17 protein-coding genes and 1 riboswitch are annotated in these 20,677 nt (G+C 43.8%); of the genes, 12 read left to right on the forward strand and 5 right to left on the reverse strand.

From position 1 onward, the window contains the following. Nucleotides 1-53: 53 nt before the first annotated feature. Nucleotides 54-1,133, reverse strand: coding sequence for an AI-2E family transporter (locus BDE36_RS18935; RefSeq protein WP_235904197.1), 1,080 nt, complete (start codon nt 1,131-1,133; stop codon nt 54-56). Between the two features lie 109 nt (nt 1,134-1,242). On the opposite strand from BDE36_RS18935, the gene BDE36_RS18940 reads away from it, so the two are divergent. The 3 genes from BDE36_RS18940 (at nt 1,243) to BDE36_RS18950 (ending at nt 4,486) form a co-directional block, all read left to right on the forward strand. Continuing rightward, the gene (locus BDE36_RS18940; protein ID WP_141816121.1) at nt 1,243-2,922 is read left to right on the forward strand and encodes a DNA polymerase/3'-5' exonuclease PolX; all 1,680 of its coding nucleotides are present in this window, start codon (nt 1,243-1,245) and stop codon (nt 2,920-2,922) included. A gap of 12 nt (nt 2,923-2,934) precedes the next feature. Then, complete coding sequence (locus BDE36_RS18945; protein WP_141816122.1) at nt 2,935-3,894, forward strand: glycosyltransferase family 9 protein; 960 nt, start codon at nt 2,935-2,937, stop codon at nt 3,892-3,894. A 94-nt stretch (nt 3,895-3,988) separates the two neighbouring features. Beyond that, the gene (locus BDE36_RS18950; RefSeq protein WP_141816123.1) at nt 3,989-4,486 is read left to right on the forward strand and encodes a SixA phosphatase family protein; all 498 of its coding nucleotides are present in this window, start codon (nt 3,989-3,991) and stop codon (nt 4,484-4,486) included. Here BDE36_RS18950 and dprA read toward each other — a convergent pair. The 4 genes from dprA to BDE36_RS18970 are packed head-to-tail and all read right to left on the reverse strand — an operon-like array spanning nt 4,467 to nt 7,932. Next, a complete protein-coding gene (gene dprA, locus BDE36_RS18955; RefSeq protein WP_141816124.1) occupies nt 4,467-5,576 on the reverse strand; it encodes a DNA-processing protein DprA in 1,110 nt (369 codons plus the stop codon). The two genes, BDE36_RS18950 and dprA, sit on opposite strands and share 20 nt — an antisense overlap. Before the next feature lie 7 nt (nt 5,577-5,583). After that, nucleotides 5,584-6,216 carry a 16S rRNA (guanine(527)-N(7))-methyltransferase RsmG gene (gene rsmG / locus BDE36_RS18960; RefSeq protein ID WP_141816125.1) on the reverse strand — a complete coding sequence of 211 codons (633 nt, stop codon included), beginning with the start codon at nt 6,214-6,216 and terminating at the stop codon, nt 5,584-5,586. Next, nucleotides 6,206-6,817, reverse strand: coding sequence for an RNA polymerase sigma factor (locus tag BDE36_RS18965; RefSeq protein ID WP_128768335.1), 612 nt, complete (start codon nt 6,815-6,817; stop codon nt 6,206-6,208). The genes rsmG and BDE36_RS18965 overlap by 11 nt, the downstream gene beginning before the upstream one ends. Further along, nucleotides 6,808-7,932 (reverse strand): glycosyltransferase, encoded by a 1,125-nt coding sequence (locus BDE36_RS18970; RefSeq protein ID WP_235904199.1) that lies wholly within the window; start codon nt 7,930-7,932, stop codon nt 6,808-6,810. Before BDE36_RS18970 ends, BDE36_RS18965 begins: the two co-directional genes overlap by 10 nt. Nucleotides 7,933-8,132: 200 nt before the next feature. Between BDE36_RS18970 and tgt the strand changes: the two genes are divergently transcribed. The 9 genes from tgt (at nt 8,133) to BDE36_RS19015 (ending at nt 20,604) form a co-directional block, all read left to right on the forward strand. After that, a complete protein-coding gene (tgt, locus tag BDE36_RS18975) occupies nt 8,133-9,263 on the forward strand; it encodes a tRNA guanosine(34) transglycosylase Tgt (protein ID WP_141816126.1) in 1,131 nt (376 codons plus the stop codon). A 4-nt stretch (nt 9,264-9,267) separates the two neighbouring features. Next, nucleotides 9,268-10,359: an LptF/LptG family permease gene (locus BDE36_RS18980; RefSeq protein WP_202618090.1), complete on the forward strand. Its 1,092-nt coding sequence runs from the start codon at nt 9,268-9,270 to the stop codon at nt 10,357-10,359. 3 nt (nt 10,360-10,362) lie between these two features. After that, entirely contained in the window at nt 10,363-11,274 is a 912-nt protein-coding gene (locus BDE36_RS18985) for a DMT family transporter (protein WP_141816127.1), read from the forward strand. Between the two features lie 677 nt (nt 11,275-11,951). Next, nucleotides 11,952-14,810, forward strand: coding sequence for a TolB family protein (locus BDE36_RS18990; protein WP_141816128.1), 2,859 nt, complete (start codon nt 11,952-11,954; stop codon nt 14,808-14,810). A 2-nt stretch (nt 14,811-14,812) separates the two neighbouring features. Beyond that, nucleotides 14,813-15,091 (forward strand): hypothetical protein, encoded by a 279-nt coding sequence (locus BDE36_RS18995; RefSeq protein WP_141816129.1) that lies wholly within the window; start codon nt 14,813-14,815, stop codon nt 15,089-15,091. 41 nt (nt 15,092-15,132) lie between these two features. Then, nucleotides 15,133-15,321: riboswitch (cobalamin riboswitch) on the forward strand. 90 nt (nt 15,322-15,411) lie between these two features. Further along, on the forward strand, nt 15,412-17,466 hold the full coding sequence (locus BDE36_RS19000; RefSeq protein ID WP_141816130.1) for a TonB-dependent receptor: 2,055 nt from the start codon (nt 15,412-15,414) through the stop codon (nt 17,464-17,466). Between the two features lie 12 nt (nt 17,467-17,478). Continuing rightward, the gene (locus tag BDE36_RS19005) at nt 17,479-18,618 is read left to right on the forward strand and encodes a YncE family protein (protein WP_141816131.1); all 1,140 of its coding nucleotides are present in this window, start codon (nt 17,479-17,481) and stop codon (nt 18,616-18,618) included. Between the two features lie 17 nt (nt 18,619-18,635). Continuing rightward, nucleotides 18,636-19,718 carry a YncE family protein gene (locus BDE36_RS19010; protein WP_141816132.1) on the forward strand — a complete coding sequence of 361 codons (1,083 nt, stop codon included), beginning with the start codon at nt 18,636-18,638 and terminating at the stop codon, nt 19,716-19,718. Between the two features lie 7 nt (nt 19,719-19,725). Continuing rightward, nucleotides 19,726-20,604, forward strand: a complete 879-nt coding sequence (locus BDE36_RS19015; RefSeq protein WP_141816133.1) for a cell surface protein — start codon at nt 19,726-19,728, stop codon at nt 20,602-20,604. The last annotated feature ends 73 nt before the right edge of the window (nt 20,605-20,677 follow it).

The following is a 20,677-nucleotide window of genomic DNA, read 5'->3' on the forward strand; positions in this document are numbered from 1 at the left end:
CATCTTACAACTCACATCCTGCAACCTGCAACTCACATCCCACAACTCGGATCTCAAAACATCTTCTTCAGCTTTTCAACGATTCCGGTCTTTTTCCCCGACTTCGATTCGCCTCCTATCAGGTAGGCGTAAGGTTTTAAAGGGACCACGTTATCGCAGATAATTTTAGTAACGCCCAGCAGCGGGATAGCAAGTACCATCCCGGCAATGCCCCATAAAAGTTCTCCAAGCACAAGGGCAATAATCGTAAAGAGAGGATTGATATTTACTTCAGCACCCACAACCAGGGGCTCAATAATATACGTCTGAACAAACTGGATCACTAAATAAGTGGCAATAACGCCCAGCACAAGCCCGCTGCCCTCTCCCTGCGATACAGCCATTAATACAGCGATCCCGGTCCCGGTAAGGTTCCCGATAAAAGGGACGATTTCAAGCAGGCCGCATAGTACTGCGAAGAAAATGGCGCTTTTGAGTCCTGCTATTGAAAATCCAATACTATACAGGACCCAGAGCATTACAATCATTACCGACAATCCCGAAAGGTACTGGTAGGCCACTTTTGCCGATTCGCTGATCACTTTCTCCGTCTTCTCCATCTCGTCAACGGGAACGAGTTTCAATATAAACCCTTTGATACGTTTTCTGAAAAAAACAAAGAGGAAGGTATACACAACAACCAAAACAAAATCTACGAGGAACCCCATCAGACCGGTAACCATACTGGTCATCCTTCCACTACTGCTTTTCTGCTGCTGTTCCAGAATTTCCCTTTGTTTCTCGGCTGTAATCCCTACAGCAGTGCTCAGAAAACTCTGTGCGCGCTCCAGCATCCTGGCTACCTGCTGCTTCATTTCAGACACATCTTTTGCCAGATCTGAAACCTGCCATATAATGAGAGAAATAATTCCGGCAACTATCAACAGCAATCCAACAATACAAATCACAGTTGCAAAGCCCTTATGAAGTCCCTTCTCCTCAAGCTTCTGTGTGGATGGCAAAATAAGGGTGGCAAACAATCCTCCAAAGGTTAAGGGAATAAGAAATTCGCGGGCGTAATATAGTCCGGAAAAAATGAGGAACAGGAGTAACAGGATCTGTACCGGTTTCGCTATGGTTATTTTTTGTGTCAACGCTGATAAAACACAATTGAAATACCTAATGTTTGCACTTCCGATAAATTGCCCTGGTATGCTTTTATGTATTTTGCATATAAAAGCAATTTATCTATGTTTGAAAAATATGGAGAACAAGACCATAGCAAGGACTTTAAGACTGCTGAGCCAGTTAATGGAAATTCACAATGAAAATCCATTCAAAGTTAAATCCTTCTCATCTGCTGCTTACACTGTTGATAAACTCCCCTACCCCCTGTCTAAGAAGACTTTAGCCGAGATCGAGAAGATTAGCGGCATTGGTAAAAGCACGTCGGCAAAGGTTTGGGAGCTGTTACAGACCGGAGAATTGCAGGAACTGGAGGACTTCCGGAACCGGACTCCAGAGGGAATAATTGAAATCATGAGTATCAAAGGCCTTGGTCCTAAAAAAATACTGGTGATCTGGAAGGACCTTGAAATAGAAAATTTGGGGGAGTTATTGTACGCATGCAATGAGAACCGCCTGATTGAAGCTAAAGGTTTCGGACTTAAAACTCAGGAGGAAATAAAGAAGGCCATTGAATTCAAGATGGCTAGCAGCGGTCGTTTCTTATATGCTCACGTTCACGAACTGGCAGAACAACTGCTGGCCCGGCTTAAACAACTGTTCCCTTCCCGGCAAATCTCTTTTACAGGTCCTTACCGCAGAAAATGTGAGATTATTGACAACATTGGTGTACTGATTGCCATTCCGCTTAGCGATAGCATTTACGAAAAAATAAATGAAATACCCGGGCTGGCGGTCACCGAAAGGAAAGAAAATGCACTCGTAGCAGTGAGTCCGGCAGGAATATCGCTTCAAATTTCTTTTTGTAATGAAGCAGACTTTGTAAAAGAGCTGCTGATACAAACCGGAAGTTCAGAACATATAGACGAACTGATCAAACGTCTCGATAATAATATACCGGCAGCTGCCAATGAAGCAGAAATCTACAGTAAAGCCCGGCTCTCTTTTATAGAACCCGAATTACGGGAAGGCCGGGGAGAATTCAGCCTGGCTGAAGCAGAGAAGCTACCTCAACTATTGGAGTATGCCGATCTTAAAGGAATGCTGCACTGCCACAGCACCTGGAGCGATGGAGTAAATACGTTAAAAGAAATGGCCGAATATTGCCGTGATGAACTAAAACTACAATATCTGGGCATCAGCGACCATTCAAAAACAGCATTCTACGCCAAAGGACTGAGTGAGGAAAGGGTACTGGCACAACACGAGGAAATAGCGCAGCTTAATCAGCAGCTTGCACCTTTTAAAATATTTAAAGGGATCGAATCGGATATACTGTTCGATGGATCACTGGACTATTCTCCCGAAATTCTTGCGACATTCGATTTTGTGGTAGCTTCTATACATTCTGTATTCAGAATGTCGGAAGAAAAGGCTACGTCCCGACTTATTAAAGCGATTGAGAACCCCTATACAACTATCTTAGGGCACCCAACAGGGCGTTTACTTCTCTCGCGGAGTGGATACCCTGTAGATTTCAAAAAGGTAATTGACGCATGTGCGGCGAACGGAGTGGTAATCGAAATAAATGCAAATCCGCTTCGTTTAGATTTGGATTGGCGATGGCATCAATATGCAATTGAAAAAGGCGTAATGCTTTCGGTCAACCCCGACGCTCACAGTAATAAAGGATTTAATGATAGCCGCTATGGGGTACTTGCTGCCCGAAAAGGAGGGTTATCTTCAGGGAACTGCCTGAATATCCTGAACCTTGATGAAATCAGCAGCTTTTTCAAGGACAGAAAGTTGGTTAACTAAGGAAGGAAAAAATTGAAAATACTGGTTATTCGTTTCAGCTCAATAGGCGACATCATTTACACTACTCCAGTTATACGCTGTATTAAACAACAGCTGCCGGACGTTGAATTGCACTATCTTACCAAGAGCAATTTTAGTTTTATAGTCGATAACAATCCTTATATCGACAAGCTTTTTTTACTAAAATCGCCCCTGGATGAAACGATTAGCGACCTCAGGAAAGAAAAATACGACTATATTATTGACCTTCACAATACACTCCGTTCGTCCATTGTTAAGCTGAAGCTGGGCGTTAAATCGTCTACTTACAAAAAGGAACGGTTGAAAAAATGGCTCGCCATCCGGTACAAAATTAATCTTGTGAAGCCGGTGCACCTTGTAGACCGCTACCTTAAAACGGTAGAATTCCTTGGCGTGAAGAATGATAATCTTCCCGTTGACTATTTTCTGCAGGGTGATTTTGACCTGCAAAAACTGCTTCCTCCCGGTTACCAGCAACAGTATATTGCTTTTATCATTGGAGCCACTCATTTTACCAAAAGGATGCCTAATGAGAAGGTAATTGAACTTTGTCGAAAACTGAATTTTCCCGTTGTACTATTAGGTGGAAAAGATGTAGCTGCAAACGCTGAGGTAATAGCAGAAGCAGTAGGATTAAAGATTTTTAATGCCTGCGGCACAATCGGTTTTAACGAATCGGTATATCTCGTTAAAAACGCTCACAAAGTAATTGGCTTTGACACCGGTCTTACCCATATTGCCGAAGCTTTTAATAAACCCATTGTTTCCATTTGGGGTAGTACAGTACCCGAACTGCTCGGGGTTCAGCCATATCATGTCGACGAAGTTTACGAAGCTGGCGTTGCTCTCCCCTGCCGGCCCTGTTCGAAGTTTGGCAGGCGGAAGTGCCCGCTCGGGCACTTTAAATGTATGTACGACATCGACCTCAATAAAATAGCTGATTTTATTTAATTTCTTATACCGTTTAGTGTCATAGGGACTCTTTCTAAAGAAGATTTTCTTATAATTGTGCAGCCCGGTTTTGGGCTGTCTTTTTAATATCCGGATGAAAAAAATACTTCTTGTTCGTCATGCCAAATCCGACTGGGAAAATTCTGAATTACAAGATTTTGATCGGCCTCTTAACAGGCGGGGACAAAAAAATGCTCCTGAAATGGCGGGCAGGTTACTTAAAGCAGGGTTGATTCCCGAAATATTAGTTACAAGCCCCGCATTACGTGCGCTAACTACAGCAGAGTGCTTTGCAGACGTGCTTAGCATTGAACGATCCGCAATCATAAAAGAGCCACAGATCTACGAAGCCTCCTCATCAACTCTTTTAAACATCATTAACTCGCTTGATAATAAACATCACTTCGCCGCACTGATTGGCCATAACCCCGGTCTAACTAACCTTGCCGTTAATCTCTGCGATAGTGATATATACAATATCCCGACATGTGGAATGGTGCTTATACATTTTCCTTTCGACCAATGGGATATGATTAGTTACTGGACAGGCGACCAGAAACTGTATGATTATCCTAAGAATGTTGCGGAGTAAAAGATAACTTGTACATTTTACCTGGCAGGGCAATTGCAATTCCGGTCATTTCGAGCGAAAGCAGAATCATTGTAAGTTTGCTGTGAGGCAGCTGTGCAAGGATTGAGATTTCGTCAATAGCTATAGTACCCTTCTGCATCAGGATATCAACAACCTTCTTTTCCTCCACAGAGAGATTTAGGGGGAGACTGAGTTGTTTTTGTTCCTGTTGTTCTTCAACCTCCCATCCCATCAGGTATTCGATATCTTTGACGCCAGTTATCAGGTTTGCCCTGTTGGTTTTTATCAGATAGTTGCATCCCGAAGAATATTCATCCTGAACACGCCCTGGAAATGCAAACACATCGCGATCATACGAATTAGCAAGTTCCGCAGTAATCAGCGCACCTCCGTTCACAGCGGCTTCAACAATGATCGTTGCATCGGCAAGTCCCGCTACAACGCGGTTCCTTTTAGGAAAGTTCTCCCTGTCGGGATTTGTCCCTGATGGAAACTCGGTGAGCAGCCCTCCATTGCTCATCATTTTTTCGGCTAAAGGCCGGTGCTGGGCGGGGTAAATACGGTCGAGCCCATGTCCTACCACTCCTACGGTAGGAATGTCCTGCTTTAAACAAGCCCTGTGCGCTATTCCGTCAATGCCGTAGGCAAGGCCACTTATCACAACAACATCGTGCTTCTTCAGATCAGCCACCAACTGGTCCGTTAATTCTTTCCCATAAGAAGTTGCATTCCGTGTACCAACTATGCTGATTATCCTGCTGCTATTGAGATCTGCATTCCCCTTGTAGTACAACAAAACCGGGGCATCATAACAGTTTCGCAGTCTCGAAGGGTATTCTTCTGACGTATAGAAAAGCATCCTGATTTTGTACTTTTCGACGAAAGCAAGCTCCTTTTCCGCTCGTGTTAAACAATCTTTTGCGTGGATATTGCCGGCAGTTTTAGGTCCGACACCAGGTATTGCCATTAATTGAGCAGGCTTCGCTTTAAATACAGATTCTGCATCTCCGAACTGATCCAGTAGATTGCGGGCTGTTACCACTCCAACTCCCGGAATAAGGGTAAGCGCTATTTCATATAAGGAAGGCATAAAACAACTATTGAGCAGGGAAATAAACTACAAACTTTGTTTCAAAGAAATCTTCTGAAAAATAAGAACTTAAAGAGAACAACTTAACTTGCTTTAAGCGGCTCTCTTTAATCTCTTCCTCCAGGTCGCCTCCTTTCAGGTATAACACGCCATTCGGTAAAACATTACCCGACTTCGTTTCAAATTTACCCCGTATCCAGGGATAAAAATCACCTAAACGAGTAACCGCTCTCGACACTATAAAGTGAAATTTCCCGTCAATCTGCTCCGCCCTGGCATGGCTTGCCTTAATATTTGTTAATCCTGCCGCCTTCGAAATTTCGTTCACCACCTTAATCTTTTTGCCAATAGAATCTACCAGGTGGAATGTGGTCTCGGGAAACAAAATGGCCAATGGTATCCCCGGAAACCCTCCGCCAGTCCCTACATCCAGCACCTTCTCTCCCGGCAAAAACGGCATCACTTTAGCTATTCCAAGAGAATGAAGAACATGCCGCAGATATAAACTTTCAATATCTTTTCTGGATATAACATTTATCTGGGCGTTCCATAGGATGTATAACTCCTCAAGTTTGTCAAATTGTTCTTTCTGTGCCGTGCTGAGACCAGGGAAGTAGTGATAAATAATGTCAGAAGTCACTTGGGTTGGTTTTTTTCCTTCGGTTTAAAATATTAGCCATCAGATCGCGCGCCCTGAACAACTGGGCCTTCACTGTACCTAACGGCAGGTCGAGCTGCTGTGCTATCTCTTCATAAGAAAGTTCATCGAAATATCGCAGCATAATCAGAGTTCTGTATCTCAAAGGAAGCTTATCAACAATAAGTTTGATGGCCTCGCTTTGTTGCTTCTTTATAGATTTTTCCTCTGGATTTAACACATCCGATTTGATCTCCAGCTGTCGTTCCTCCCCCTCGTCGGTGAGCGTATGGATGGAAACCATGTTTATTCTTTTTTTCCGGATAAAATCAATGCTATTATTCGTGGCAATACGGAAAAGCCAGGTACTAAAGGCAAAGTCCGGTTTATACTTCTCAATATTCTCAAAGGCTTTGGCGAAGGTTTCAATAGTTAGATCCATAGCATCATCCTTGTTATTCACCATCTTCAGCGCCATGAAATAAATAGAGTCCTTATACCGCTGCATAAGATCGGCATACGCTTTCTGATCACCTTCTTTTGCCCGTATAACGAGATTAAAGTCATTAACCGCATTGGCCGAAAAACTTGGATTTACTTCCATTTGACTTTTTTCTTAAATAAAGAAATAATGCTTAACACGATAATAAAAAAATTATAAGACAAATCCAATGCCGGAAACCACCAGAGCAGGTCTTTATTATTTAATTTTTTTGCAGTGGGATAATAAACTATCAGTTGAACAAGCAGTCTCACGAGGTAAATCCCTAAAAGCATCCACCATTGCGCCTTCAAAACAATCAAGACAAACAATAATAAATAAAACAAGCCGGCAGACGCTGCCTGCACAGACAGGATTACTTTGTCGCTCTTCTTATACGCTTTGCCAGCGCCCATGTGGCGAATCTTTTGTTTCCAGTAAGAAGACCAGGTTCTTTTTGGCCACGACCATACCTGGCTTTCGGGACGGATTTCTATGACTGTATTCTCCCTGGTGGAATTTTGATTCACAAACAGGTCATCATCTCCCGACGGAATATGTATATGAGAGGCGAAACCTTTATTTTTAAAGAAAAGCGATTTAGTATAACTGAGGTTACGGCCTACGCCCATATAAGGGTGTCCTGCAAGGGCGAACGACAGGTAATTTATCGCCGTATTAAAAGTTTCAAACCGTATAAAAGCATTCAGAAAGCCCTTCCCCCTGAAATATGGCGAGTAGCCCAAAACAATCTCCGTATTCTTTACGAAATTCTGCTGCATCATATTTATCCATTCTGCACTTGCCGGACGACAATCGGCGTCTGTAAACAACAGATGTTCGTTTGACGCCGCCTTTATACCTAAAGTAACAGCGAATTTCTTCCCGTGTTTAAAGCGATCGTGTTCCTTAATAGTCACCACCTTAAGATGCGGATATTTTTGCGACAACTGCCGCAACACGAGATCTGAATCGTCGGAAGAGCAATCATTTACAACTACCACTTCAAAAGAAGGATAGTCCTGCTCGAGTACAAGCGAAAGATTCTCTTCGAGGTTCTTTTCCTCATTGCGGGCACATATAATAACAGAAACAGGAAGCTGCGGGTGCTCACTGTCAGCCGGGTCTGTCCTCTTATATGAGCGCAACCGCCCATGCATCATCACGATAAAATATAACTGAATAATAAAAGCGGCCTGTAATAGTATAAAAACAAATAAAAATACGTAATCAGTCAATGGTGTATAATTTATTGGGCAAAGGTAAGCAAAAGGCAGCTGAATGGGTTATGAATTATGGGTTATGAGAGATGGGATGTGAGATATGAGATATTAGTACTGAGAGCTGCAAGTTGATTGCTGATCGCTGATACCTAACTGCCAATTGCTAAAAGCCAACGCCAAAAGCTGAAAGCTTTTAACTACCTTTGCGTGTTAAAATGAAATTCAGATTAGAAGTAACAGATAAGCTTTCTAAGGCCAGAGCGGGCGAGATTAGCACGGACCACGGGACTATTAAAACTCCTATCTTTATGCCAGTGGGCACCGCCGGCTCCGTAAAGGCCGTGCATCAGAGGGAGCTGAAAGAAGATATAGAAGCACAGATTATATTAGGAAATACGTATCACCTATATCTAAGACCGGGGTTAAATACGCTTGAACAGGCCGGAGGGCTCCATAAATTCAATGGATGGGACAAACCCATTCTCACCGACAGCGGCGGGTATCAGGTATATTCACTTACAGAAGTACGAAAAATAAAGGAAGAGGGAGTAACATTCCGCTCTCATATCGACGGATCAAAACATCTGTTTACTCCAGAAGCAGTGATGGATATACAGCGTACCATCGGAGCGGATATTATCATGGCTTTCGATGAATGTACACCTTATCCTTGCGAATACAACTATGCAAGCAAGTCGGTAGACATGACCCACAGGTGGCTAAAACGCTGCTGCGAGCGGTTTGACTCTACAGAACCAAAATACGGGTATTCCCAAACACTCTTCCCTATTGTACAAGGCTCGGTTTATAAAGATCTGCGCGTAAAATCTGCAGAGGTGATCGCTTCTTTTGAACGGGAAGGGAACGCTATAGGCGGTTTATCGGTAGGTGAGCCGGCCGAAGAGATGTACGAGATGACTGACCTTGTGTGCAATATCTTGCCTAAAGACAAGCCACGCTATCTCATGGGAGTAGGGACACCGGTAAACATCCTCGAAAACATTGCTTTGGGGGTTGATATGTTCGATTGTGTAATGCCTACCCGGAATGGTCGCAACGGCATGCTTTTTACAAGCGAAGGCGTCATAAATATCCGGAACGAAAAGTGGAAGAACGACTTCTCCCCCATTGGTCCCGGCAGTGATCTTTTTGCAGATATTACTTACTCAAAAGCTTATTTACGTCATCTTATAACATCTAAAGAGATATTAGGTGCCCAGATCGCAACACTCCACAATTTGCATTTTTACCTTTGGCTGGTAACGCAGGCAAGAGAAAAGATCATATCCGGCGAATTTTACGAATGGAAAAACAAAATGATAAAAAAGCTTTCTCAACGTTTATAATAAGATGGGCAACGGATTTATCAAAATAATAGACTGGTATATTATTAAAAAATACCTCGGTACGTTCGTATTCACCTGCGCTATTTTTACAGTAGTATGTGTGGTATTTGATGTTTCTGAGAAGCTCGACGACTTTCTCAAGCGTTCCGCTCCGTTTTCGAAGATCCTTTTTGAGTACTACGCCGGATTTATTCCCTTCTATCTGAACTTCCTTTCACCCTTGATCAATTTTATTGCAGTTATCTTTTTCACAGCAAAAATGGCTGATCAGACTGAGATTGTTCCGATCCTTAGCGGAGGTGTGAGCTTCAAAAGGTTCCTGTGGCCTTATTTCATTGCTTCTTGTCTTATCTTTGTGGTTACACTTGTTGCTAACCTGTATGTTATTCCACATACTAATAAGCTGATGATCGGCTTTGAAAATATCTACATCAAGCCCGTTTCTGACAATTCAAAAACAGAAACGCACATGCAGATCGATAAGAATACGTATGTATATATCAAGAGCTTTGATAACGTTCAGAAGGTCGGATATACCTTTATCATGGAGAAATTTAACGGCGATCAGCTGGTAGAAAAACTGATGTCAGACCGCATTGTATGGGACTCTTTGAAGAGGAAATGGAGCATTGAAAACTACTCCATAAGGACGGTTAACGGACTGAAAGAAAAAATGATCTCCGGAATGAAGAAAGACACCACTCTTGACATGCGGCCTGTCGATTTTCAGGTGTACGATAATATATACTCTGCAATGAGTATGAAAGAGCTTAATTCACGTATTGAGAAAGAAAAGATACGGGGAACCGGGGTGATGCAGCTTCTTGAACTCGAGAAATACAAGCGGTTTATATCCCCTCTGTCGGCGTTTGTCCTTACGCTCATGGGGGTATCTCTATCTTCACGAAAGGTACGTGGAGGGATTGGTCTGCCGCTTGGTATCGGTATCTTTTTAAGCTTCACATATATTCTTTTCATCCAGTTTTCAACCATGTTTTCCTTAAAAGGAGGCTTACCTCCTATTATTGCTGTGTTCATTCCTAATATACTATTCGGTGCCCTCGGAGTTTATCTGATGATAAAAGCGCCTAAATAAACCATGTTAAAATCACATTCTTTAAACCGCAATCTGCTGGTATTGCATGCTACTGTTATGATATGGGGCTTCACCGGCATTCTTGGTAATCTCATTTCAATTTCTGCAACCCACCTGGTATGGTATAGAGTGCTCATCGCCTTTATTACGCTGCTAATCTATTTCAGGGCTACAAAGACTCCCTTCACGGTCACGAAGAACGCCTTCTTTAAGCTCATTTTTACGGGTGCTATTGTAGGGGCTCACTGGATATTTTTCTTTCAGTCGATCAAGTCATCTAACGTGTCGGTAGCATTGGTTTGCCTTTCTTCGGTGACTCTTTTTACCGCCATATTAGAACCCATTTTCAGCAAAAAAAAGATCTCAAAACTGGAGATATTTACCGGGCTGATGATCATCACAGGCATCACTTTAATCTTCAAATTTGAAACGCGATATGCTGTCGGGATCAGCTTCGGACTCCTGTGTGCTTTCTGTGCCAGCCTCTTCTCAATCATCAATTCAAAGCAGGTGCAAAACCGGCCTGCGCCGGTTATCAGCTTCTATGAAATGGCGGGTGCCTGGGTGTGGATTTCACTTTATCTGGCGCTTACCGGAGGCTTTAATTCGTCAATGAAACTACCCCTTTCCGACATCATATATCTGCTCATTCTGGGTACTATTTGCACCTCTCTTGCATACGTTGCGGGGGTCTCTGTGATGAAGGAATTGTCAGCGTTCAGAGTTGCCCTGATCACCAATCTTGAGCCCGTTTACGGCATCATCCTGGCCTTCATTTTCTTTGGAAAAAGAGAGCATATGACTGCCGGTTTTTACGCCGGTTCTCTTATCATTCTGTCTTCTATCTTCCTGTATCCTTACATCCGTACGAAGATCGAAAAACGGCGAATGAGCAAGCAGATGCTGCCGGGGTAGGGGAGGAGTTTAGTACACTAAGTGTAGTCAAAAAACGCTTCCGGAACAGAAGAGAATAACTTCACCAAACAACATTTCATCAGGCCAATTTATTGAGGCGTACCAGAGAAGAAGGGGTACGCCTCTTTTAATTTTCAGCATTTTTGATTCGTAGCCCAGCGAGTCAACAAAGACAAAACGACAGCATCTTCTGCAGTCCCGCTCATCTTGCGGAGTAGCTCCGCTTAAACAGATTCCCGTTAAATATTCATCTCCAATATCGATCCGGCACTAATCATTCTTTTGTGCGAGGGCCTCTGGCAATCTAAAATCTCCCGGGCGTAAAGGAGCCTTTGAAATCAAAATACAAGTCGGCTGATCGCAACAGAAGTCAGCGATATGGGGGAGCTCTTCTTCGTCTCTAATGCAACTGTCCAGCCGCCTGTATAGATTCGGCGAGATTGCTTTTCGGCAAACCATCTTCAATTCACGACGCTGTTTCAGACTTAATTAGCCAAGCGTCCGTTTTTCTCGAAAAAAAGTGGTAAATTAAAGTTTTTAAAAGAAAATCATAGGATCAACTATTTTATATAACACACAAAATATCTTTTGATTAAAGCTTAACAACTCAATTAAAATATAATATTAAAAAACTTGTTTTTTGCTCTTTCGACTAAAATATTTAGCAATCAATTAAAATGACCTGTAAATTACGACATATACATTTTTTAATCAGGAATATAACACTAATTACATTAATCTTTAGTTATCATAGTCTAAACGCCCAGGTATTCAATTCAGATCAGAACCCTCCCTCCCTTAAATGGAGCCAGATAAACACAGAAAATTTCCAGATCCTCTATCCTACCCCCTTTGAAACTGAAGCGCAACGGATGGCATCCGTACTGGAAAACATCATATCCAGGGAAGCATATTCACTGAATAAGAAACCCAGGAAGATCTCTGTCATTCTTCAGAACCAAGGTACCACGTCCAATGGTTTTGTTCAATTGGGCCCCCGGCGTTCAGAGTTCTACACCACCCCGTCCCAGAGCTTCGACTACCAGGACTGGCTAAATAGCCTGGCCGTGCATGAAATGCGGCACGTTGTTCAGTTTGACAAGTTGACAGGTAAACTCAATGCTCCTTTTTTCGAAAAACTTGCATTGGCAGTTTTCGGCATTACCCTCCCACCCTGGTTCTATGAAGGCGATGCTGTTGGTACCGAAACTGCCCTAACCCATGCAGGCCGGGGAAGGATACCCGAGTGGGCACTAATCATGAGAACGAATACACTAAGCGGAAAAAAATTCAGCTATTCCAAGGACTTCTTCAACTCTTACAAAGACCTTACTCCCGGCTATTACCAGCTTGGATTTTTCATGAATACGAAGCTCCGGAGAGACTTCGGAACCGGCATAACAGATAGTATCATGACCCGGATTTCGAAGAACCCTCTACGGCCATATAGCTTCAGTAATTCGGTGAAAAAATACACGGGTTTAAGCACCCGGCAACTGCATGATTCGACCATCTCAGAGCTAGGTAAATTATGGTATCAGCAGACTGAAAAAACGGCCCCTCTGGATTACCCTGCAATCAATAAAAGAAAGAGTAATACTCCCGAACATTATCTGCTCCCGGCAGCGATTCCCGGCGACAAGATTTTAGCGTTAAAACAGAGCAAGGCACGTACGCCGGCGATTGTAGAAATAGACTCCGCAGGTCGCGAGCGAAGGGTAACAGATATAGGTTTACAGGAGGTGGCATGGTTTAGTTATTCGGCTGGTAAACTTGTATGGGACGAGTCACGTTTTGATCCGCGCTTTCATCAGCGGTCGTTCAATGTTATCAATATTTTTGACATGCAAACACGACGGGCAAAACAGCTCACTCATCGCACCCGCATGTTCGCCCCTACCCTGTCGCCCGACGGCAAAACTATTATCGCAGTCGACATCTCCTACTCGAACAGGATTTCACTAAAGTTAATGGATGCCGCACGGGGAAAAGAGATCCGGATTTACAACAGTCCGGAAAACTACATGCTTCAAATGCCGGCCTTCAGTCCCGACGGCAAAACCGTAGTTGTGGTAGCTGTCGCAAAAACCGGCAAGGCCCTTTTCGAACTCAATCTTGAATCGGGTACGTTCTCTCCGCTCTTCCCCTTTCAGCTTCAGGAAATCCTTCGCCCGGTCTATGCCGGCAGACAGATCCTCTTCAAGGCTCATTACAACGGAATCGACAACATTTACCGGTTCAACCCCAATGACAGGCAGATATATCAGCTCACATCAGCCCGATTTGGCGCTTTTAATCCCTCCTACGACACGATCTCCCATAAGTTAATACTGAATACCTTTTCGGGACGCGGATACGATATAGCGGCTTTAAATTACTCCGATACCTCCGGGCAGAATATCAGCACGATAAAAAACACTTTTATCGACTACGCAGCACCCTTATACGACCAGGAAGGCCACAGCAATGTATTCGACAGCATTCAGCATAAAACTTATCCGGTAAAACGATATCACGAGTTGAGCAATTTGTTCTACTTCCACAGTCTTGTGCCGGTTGCGGAAGAAAATCAGTTCTTCGACGACTATAATGTTGGGATCGAAATGCAGTCGGACAATAAACTGAACACGCTGAGTTTCTACTCCCGCTACCAGTACAACAACGCTCTGCGTAAAAGTGAGTACCTCACCGGATTTAACTACAAACGCTACTTCCCTATCTTCAGCATCGATTATATTAACCGTCCCCGGCTGATATACCGCCGCGTGAATCAGGCGGGTAAAACTGTTTTAAGCCCGGTTACCTGGCGCGAGAATGAGATAAAGGCCGAAGTGACCTTTCCTTTTACCCTAAACCGGTTTAACAATAATTATAGTTTTGGATTCAAAACCGGCACAAGCTATACCAACCGGTACGGTATCGAAAACGGCATGCCTTCGCTCTTAAAAACGCTTGAATATCCCATGCATTACCAGTTTTACGCCTCGAGGAACAATCGCCGGAGCTCCCGTGATCTTGCGCCGCGTTGGGGACAGAATATCACGCTCACTTACCGGAACTATCCCTTCGAAAACCGCGTGGAAGGCGAACTATTCACCCTTCGAAGCACCTTTTACTTCCCCGGCCTTGCTTCCAACCACTCTTTTCAGGCTGCTTTCAACTACCAGCACGGTGATGGAAATTATGTAAATACAGTAGATATCCCGAGGGTAAGCGGCTACAGTTACCTTAGCCCGATTGGGAATACACGCAACACGCTTCTTCTGGACTACAGGCTACCTTTGCTTTACCCCGACTGGGAAGCAGGGCCACTTGCATTTATCAAACGCATTAAGGGCGGTGTTTTTGCCGATTTCGAAAATATCGGAAAGGGCGACGCCTTCTCTCCCCGCTCCTACGGCGCTGAACTCAGAGCGGATATGAACCTGCTCCGCTTTTATCTTCCTAATTTTGATGTTGGAGGAAAAGTGATATTTTTAAATGAAAAACCACGCCAAAATCCGATATTCGAATTTATGGCTACTTACAGCTTTTAACCATGAGTGGGAAAACAATTTTCATTATCGTTGCGACTGTTCTCGTGACGATCGTACTGATGAATAATACAGAAGAGATTGACTTCTGGATTTTTGGAATAGCTAAAATCCCGAAACTTGCAATCCTGGGTGCGATGTTTGCCATAGGGTTTGTCCTGGGAGTAATGGCAGCCAGGCCACGCAAGCAGAAAATAATCGTAAACGACCATTCTTCAACAACAGCCGAACCCGACGATTATCAGCCCAAACTAAGCGACGAAGACAGAGACTATATTAGTTGACAAGGGACGATGGAAAGTTGTCAATTGTCAATTTAATATTCTACCTTTGCAATGCTTTTGGTTTCCGGTGTAATAACCGGGATTAAAAGGGAATCCGGTGTAAGTCCGGAACTGTCCCGCAGCTGTAAGCTCCATTAACCAGGTCCACCCTATGTCACTGTATTTGAAAATACGGGAAGACAGGCCCGAGGGGAGTAAGTCAGAAGACCTGCCATAGCACGATAGATTCATAGCTTTCGGGGATTGAAGCTGGAATGAAAATACTCGTCGTATTTCCATTGTTCATTTCCTTCCCCCTGCTTAAATAATTACTCATTAACATGAAATCAGGGCGAGGACTTACTTCTTACAGACTGACGTATATTTTATGTCTGGCGCTTTTTTCAGGAAGCATCGCCTCGCATACAGAAGTCTTTGCTCAAGCCATTACGCCGAACGCCAAAAATCGATTCTCCACAAACGATACACTTAAGGAAGTACAAATAAAGGGGATCAAACCCAGCCTCCGTCATACCTCAATTACCCCTGTTCAAACACTCGCCGGACAGCAGCTTGAAAATCTGAACAGCTTATCCGTTGCAGATGCATTAAGATTCTTCTCGGGAGTACAAATAAAAGATTACGGCGGCATCGGAGGCTTAAAAACGGTCAACATTCGCAGTCTCGGCAGTCAGCATACCGCCGTATTCTATGACGGCATTCAACTCGGCAACGCGCAGGACGGGGAAATAGACCTGGGAAGATTCTCGCTCGACAATATCGAAGAGATCGACCTGTATAATAGTCAGCGGAGCAGCATCTTTCAGCCCGCGAGAGCTTTTGCAGCAGCCAGCAGTATTTACCTGCAGTCCAAAATCCCGGTTTTTAAAAACAACGATCGCGATCACGTGAGGGCCGCTTTCAAAACAGGCTCATTCGGACTGTTTTCACCATCACTGGCCTGGCAGCACAAAATAAGCAATAAGATTTCCAGCACGTTCAGCACAGAATGGCAAAGGACCGACGGCCGGTACAAGTTCAGGTATACCAATTCAGTATACGACACCACTGCCGTCCGTCAGAACGGCGACACCGAAGCTTTGCGATTAGAAGGAGGCTTGCATGGGTCGTTTGCCGACAGCAGCGAATGGTCTGTTAAAATCTTCCAGTATTTTTCAGAAAGAGGACTTCCCCGTGCCATCGTCAGAAATAATTTTGAATCACGCGACAGACAATGGGACCGCAATACTTTTGTCCAGGCATCCTGGACCAGCCGCAGCAACGGGCCATTTCAGCTGATGCTGAACGCGAAATATGCTCACGACTATATGCGGTATCTACAGCCCGGATACGACAATATCGAAGGATCCATGGATAACCGGTACAGACAAAAAGAATTTTATGCCTCAGCTGCCGGCCGGTACAGCTTAAATTCATTGCTGGACATCGCTCTGTCAACAGATCTCCTCGTTAATGACATGAGTTCTAACATGGCTCATTTTTCTTATCCTGCCAGATACACGAGCCTGACAGCGCTGGCATCCGAATTCCACTCCGGGCGTTTCAGAATGCAGGGAAGCCTTCTGGGCACACTGATTAATGAAACAACAGAGCAAAATGCTGCTGCAGGAAATAAAGAGAAGCTAAGTCCCGCTTTTACTGCTTCATGGCAGCCATTTCCGCAAAATACACTCTTGCTGAGAGCTTTTTACAAGGACATCTTCCGGATGCCTACCTTTAACGATCTTTATTATACCTTTTCGGGCAACACCGCCCTTCGGCCTGAGAATACCAAACAATACGATGCTGGCTTCACTATCCTGAAACATCTTAGTTCGCGTTTCTGGCAAAGCATTTCCCTTCAGGCAGACGCTTACTACAATCACGTAAAAGACAAGATCGTTGCTGTACCAGGCGAGAATATCGCTACCTGGATGATGATGAACCTAGGCGAAGTCAATATCAAAGGAGCGGAAGTAAACATGACAACTTCGGCAAAAGCCGGTAAAACCTCGTTAAATGCAACGCTGGCTTACACCTACCAGCAGGCTCTTGACGTAACCAGCGCCTCCGACTTTAACTATCGCCATCAAATCCCTTATACTCCCGAACACTCCGGGTCCTTCATTTTAAATGCCACACGCGAAAACATCTCCTTAAACTACAGTTATATCTATACGGGAGAACGGTACAGTCAGAAGGCTAATATTCCCGACAACTATATGGAACCCTGGTATACACACGACATATCAGCATCGGGAGGCTTCAAAACAAAGAAGATCGTTTATAAGGCCACCGCGGAAGTGAACAATCTTTTTAACCAATATCGTGATGTGATTTTGAACTTCCCGATGCCGGGCCGGTCATACCGCTTCACATTAAGCATGAACTATTAAAAGAGAATGACGATGAGAAAGATCAAACATATAAAATTACTCCTCCTGTTTGCCCTGATTACAGCGGTGCTTTCCTCCTGTCGCAAGGATCCTAAGGTAACACCTGAAGAAATTACCGGGATATCAGATCCTGACCTGGCTCAAAAAAGCAGCTTTTACCTTTTAAATGAGGGAAACATGAACATGAACAAGGCCTCTCTCGATTTCTTTGACCATCAGACAGGCGTTTACAGGAGGAATATTTTTGAATATACCAATCCCGAAATCACAAAAGGGCTCGGAGATGTAGGCAACGATATCGGCATCTATGGTTCCAAATTATATATCATTGTCAATAACTCCCATCAGGTTGAAGTATTAAATGCACAGACCGCAAAGCATATCGGCACGATTGACATTGTGAACTGCCGGTATATCACATTTTATAACGGCAAAGCATATGTGAGCTCGTATCAGAGCCGCATTGAAGGAAACAGCTCTGCGAACGGATATGTGGCAAGGATCGATACCGCCAGCTTACAAATAGAAAAAACTGTTACCGTGGGCCGCCAGCCGGAAGAGATGGCAATTACAGGAGGAAAACTATATGTCGCTAATTCCGGCGGGTACGACCCCGGACAATACGAAAGTACTCTTTCTGTAGTTGACCTTAACAGCTTTACCGAGATAAAGCGGATTGACGTAGCCATCAATCTTCATCGTGTAAAGGCCGACAAATACGGTGACCTCTATGTTACTTCGAGAGGCGACTCTTACAATATCCCTTCAAAGCTTTTTGTAATTGATACCGGTACAGATGCAATCAAAAAGACATTCGACATAGCAGCTACCAACCTCTGTATCGATAATGATCTGGCTTATATCATTGGGGTGCAGTTTAGCTACCCGCTTCAGAAAAACACCATCTCTTATGCCGTTCTGAATGTAAAAGACGAAAGCATTGTAAGCCGGAATTTCATTACCGACGGTACGGAACAAAGCATTGTAAGGCCTCAGGGCATAGCAATCGATCCTTATACAAAAGACATCTACGTTACAGATGCCAAAGATTTTGTTACGCCAGGTACTCTTTACTGCTTTGATCGAAACGGCCGCAAAAAGTGGTCGGTATTTACCGGGGACGCTCCCGCACATTTCGCATTTATAAATTAAACACTATATATTTTATTATGAAACAACGACTATTACCCGCACTGTTTATCCTTTCGCTGGCGCTTTTTCAATCATGCAAAAAAGACCGTGATGAAACTCCAAAAGAAAAAGAGACAGTGGGGATGTATGTACTTTTTGAAGGATCGTGGGGACAGAATAACAGTGGAATAGCCTGGTATGATCTAAGAACCGGTCAGTCTGACGCAAATTATTTCAAAACCGTAAATGGTCGCAATTTGGGAGAAAGTGCCCAGGATCTTAAGCTATATGGAAATAAAATGTATTGCGTTGTATCAGGAACTCAGGGCGAGAAAAAATCATTTCTTGAAGTGATAGATCCTCTCACCGGAAAATCGATTAAACAAATTCCATTTTTTGATGCCAACTCCGAGTATATGCCCCGCTCTATCGCTTTCGCAGGAGGCAAAGCTTACGTTTCAGGCTTTGATGGCTATATTAGCCGGGTAGACACTGCGTCGTTAACTATTGACAGCCGGTTGTCGGCAGGACGCTTTCTGGAAGGAATTACTATATCAAACGGAAAATTGTATGCAGCGAATTCAGACTATAATTATTCCGGAGACGAAACAACTGTATCTGTTGTAGACATAGCCTCGTTTAAAAAGTTATACGAACTGGAAGTTGGTTCTAATCCCACAAAAATGGCGACATCTGAAAATGGCGATGTTTATGTGGTGCTTGCAGGCACTACTGCCAACGCTCCTGCATTTAAAAGGATCGATAGCAAAACAGATAAAGTCACGGCATCTTACAATTACTTTGTTGGATCAATGGCTGTCTCCGGAACGCGCGTTCTATTGAATGTAAACCCCTACAGCACTCCCGAAATCAAACCATTTGATATCACCTCAGGCGCTCTCGGTTCCAACTTCATTACGGATGGCATCAAGGTTGACATTCCATACAGCATCAGTATCAATTCGCTTAATGGAGATGTCGTAATAGGTGATTCAAAAAGCTATTCATCTGCATCTGGTGAAGCACTCTGCTTTTCCTCAGAAGGAAAGCTGAAATTTAAATTCACTACAGCTGCTACCAATCCCAATCACACCGTATTTATCTATGGCAACAAACAGTAATAATCATATGAAAAAAACTACCATTCACCTATTGATTCCGCTGCTATTGATCTTTGTGGTTATTAACGGCTGCAAAAAAGAAAGCGGCATTGACGGATCGGATGAGGCACCAATACGGCCCATAACGTCCGGCAGCAATGCCTATGTTACCACTTTATTTGAATACCTGCCAGCACCCGGTCAGCTGGTAAACACCAATGCCGGCACTACTGCCGCTGCAGAAAGCATACTTAGCAAAAAAGGTCTCATCTCGCTCGGGGCATGGGGAGGGAGTATCGTCCTCGGTTTTGACCACACTGTCGTCAATGAATCCGGCAAAGACGATATTATTCTGCTCGGGAACGCAAGTACCATTTTTGCAGAACCTGGAGTAGTATGGGTGATGCAGGACGAGAACGGTAATGGCAAACCAGATGATACCTGGTATGAGCTGGCAGGAAGCGAGTACGGCAAAACAGGATATATACGTAATTACTCTATTACTTATACTCGTCCGAACCCGGCCGGCGATGTGTCGTGGACAGATAACAAAGGAAATACAGGCTTTGTTAAAACGAATTCCTCCCATACTCAGCCTTACTATCCTGAATGGATCACTGCGGACAGCTATACAATAACCGGAACGTTGCTACCAGGCAACAATATCGACGACAGCGTTCCTACCTTCATCAAAAGTCTCCCATTTGAATTTGGTTACGCGGACAATACACAAGGAGGAGATAAAATCGACATCGACAGGGCCGTAGATAAAGACGGCAAAAAAATCAATCTTAAAGGTATTGATTTTATTAAAATCCAGACGGGGGCACAATACAATATGGGATGGCTGGGAGAATTGTCAACCGAGCTGCAGGGAGTAGCCGACCTAAGCCTGTATAAAGAATAGACGATTGTCAAATAAAAAAGAAGAGATAAGGCAAACGCGACAAGAAGTTTCAGACGGGAGGGCTATAAGTTTC

This window comes from Arcticibacter tournemirensis, assembly GCF_006716645.1.
In the GTDB taxonomy this organism is placed as follows: domain Bacteria; phylum Bacteroidota; class Bacteroidia; order Sphingobacteriales; family Sphingobacteriaceae; genus Arcticibacter; species Arcticibacter tournemirensis.

Bases quoted from the DNA above. Each gene is read 5' to 3' on its own strand.
- BDE36_RS18940 (WP_141816121.1), top strand. From the start codon at position 1,243: ATGGAGAACAAGACCATAGCAAGGACTTTAAGACTGCTGAGCCAGTTA.
- BDE36_RS18950 (WP_141816123.1), top strand. From the start codon at position 3,989: ATGAAAAAAATACTTCTTGTTCGTCATGCCAAATCCGACTGGGAAAAT.
- dprA (WP_141816124.1), bottom strand. From the start codon at position 5,576: ATGCCTTCCTTATATGAAATAGCGCTTACCCTTATTCCGGGAGTTGGA.
- BDE36_RS18965 (WP_128768335.1), bottom strand. From the start codon at position 6,817: ATGGAAGTAAATCCAAGTTTTTCGGCCAATGCGGTTAATGACTTTAAT.
- tgt (WP_141816126.1), top strand. From the start codon at position 8,133: ATGAAATTCAGATTAGAAGTAACAGATAAGCTTTCTAAGGCCAGAGCG.
- BDE36_RS18980 (WP_202618090.1), top strand. From the start codon at position 9,268: ATGGGCAACGGATTTATCAAAATAATAGACTGGTATATTATTAAAAAA.
- BDE36_RS18985 (WP_141816127.1), top strand. From the start codon at position 10,363: ATGTTAAAATCACATTCTTTAAACCGCAATCTGCTGGTATTGCATGCT.
- BDE36_RS18990 (WP_141816128.1), top strand. From the start codon at position 11,952: ATGACCTGTAAATTACGACATATACATTTTTTAATCAGGAATATAACA.
- BDE36_RS18995 (WP_141816129.1), top strand. From the start codon at position 14,813: ATGAGTGGGAAAACAATTTTCATTATCGTTGCGACTGTTCTCGTGACG.
- BDE36_RS19000 (WP_141816130.1), top strand. From the start codon at position 15,412: ATGAAATCAGGGCGAGGACTTACTTCTTACAGACTGACGTATATTTTA.
- BDE36_RS19005 (WP_141816131.1), top strand. From the start codon at position 17,479: ATGAGAAAGATCAAACATATAAAATTACTCCTCCTGTTTGCCCTGATT.
- BDE36_RS19010 (WP_141816132.1), top strand. From the start codon at position 18,636: ATGAAACAACGACTATTACCCGCACTGTTTATCCTTTCGCTGGCGCTT.
- BDE36_RS19015 (WP_141816133.1), top strand. From the start codon at position 19,726: ATGAAAAAAACTACCATTCACCTATTGATTCCGCTGCTATTGATCTTT.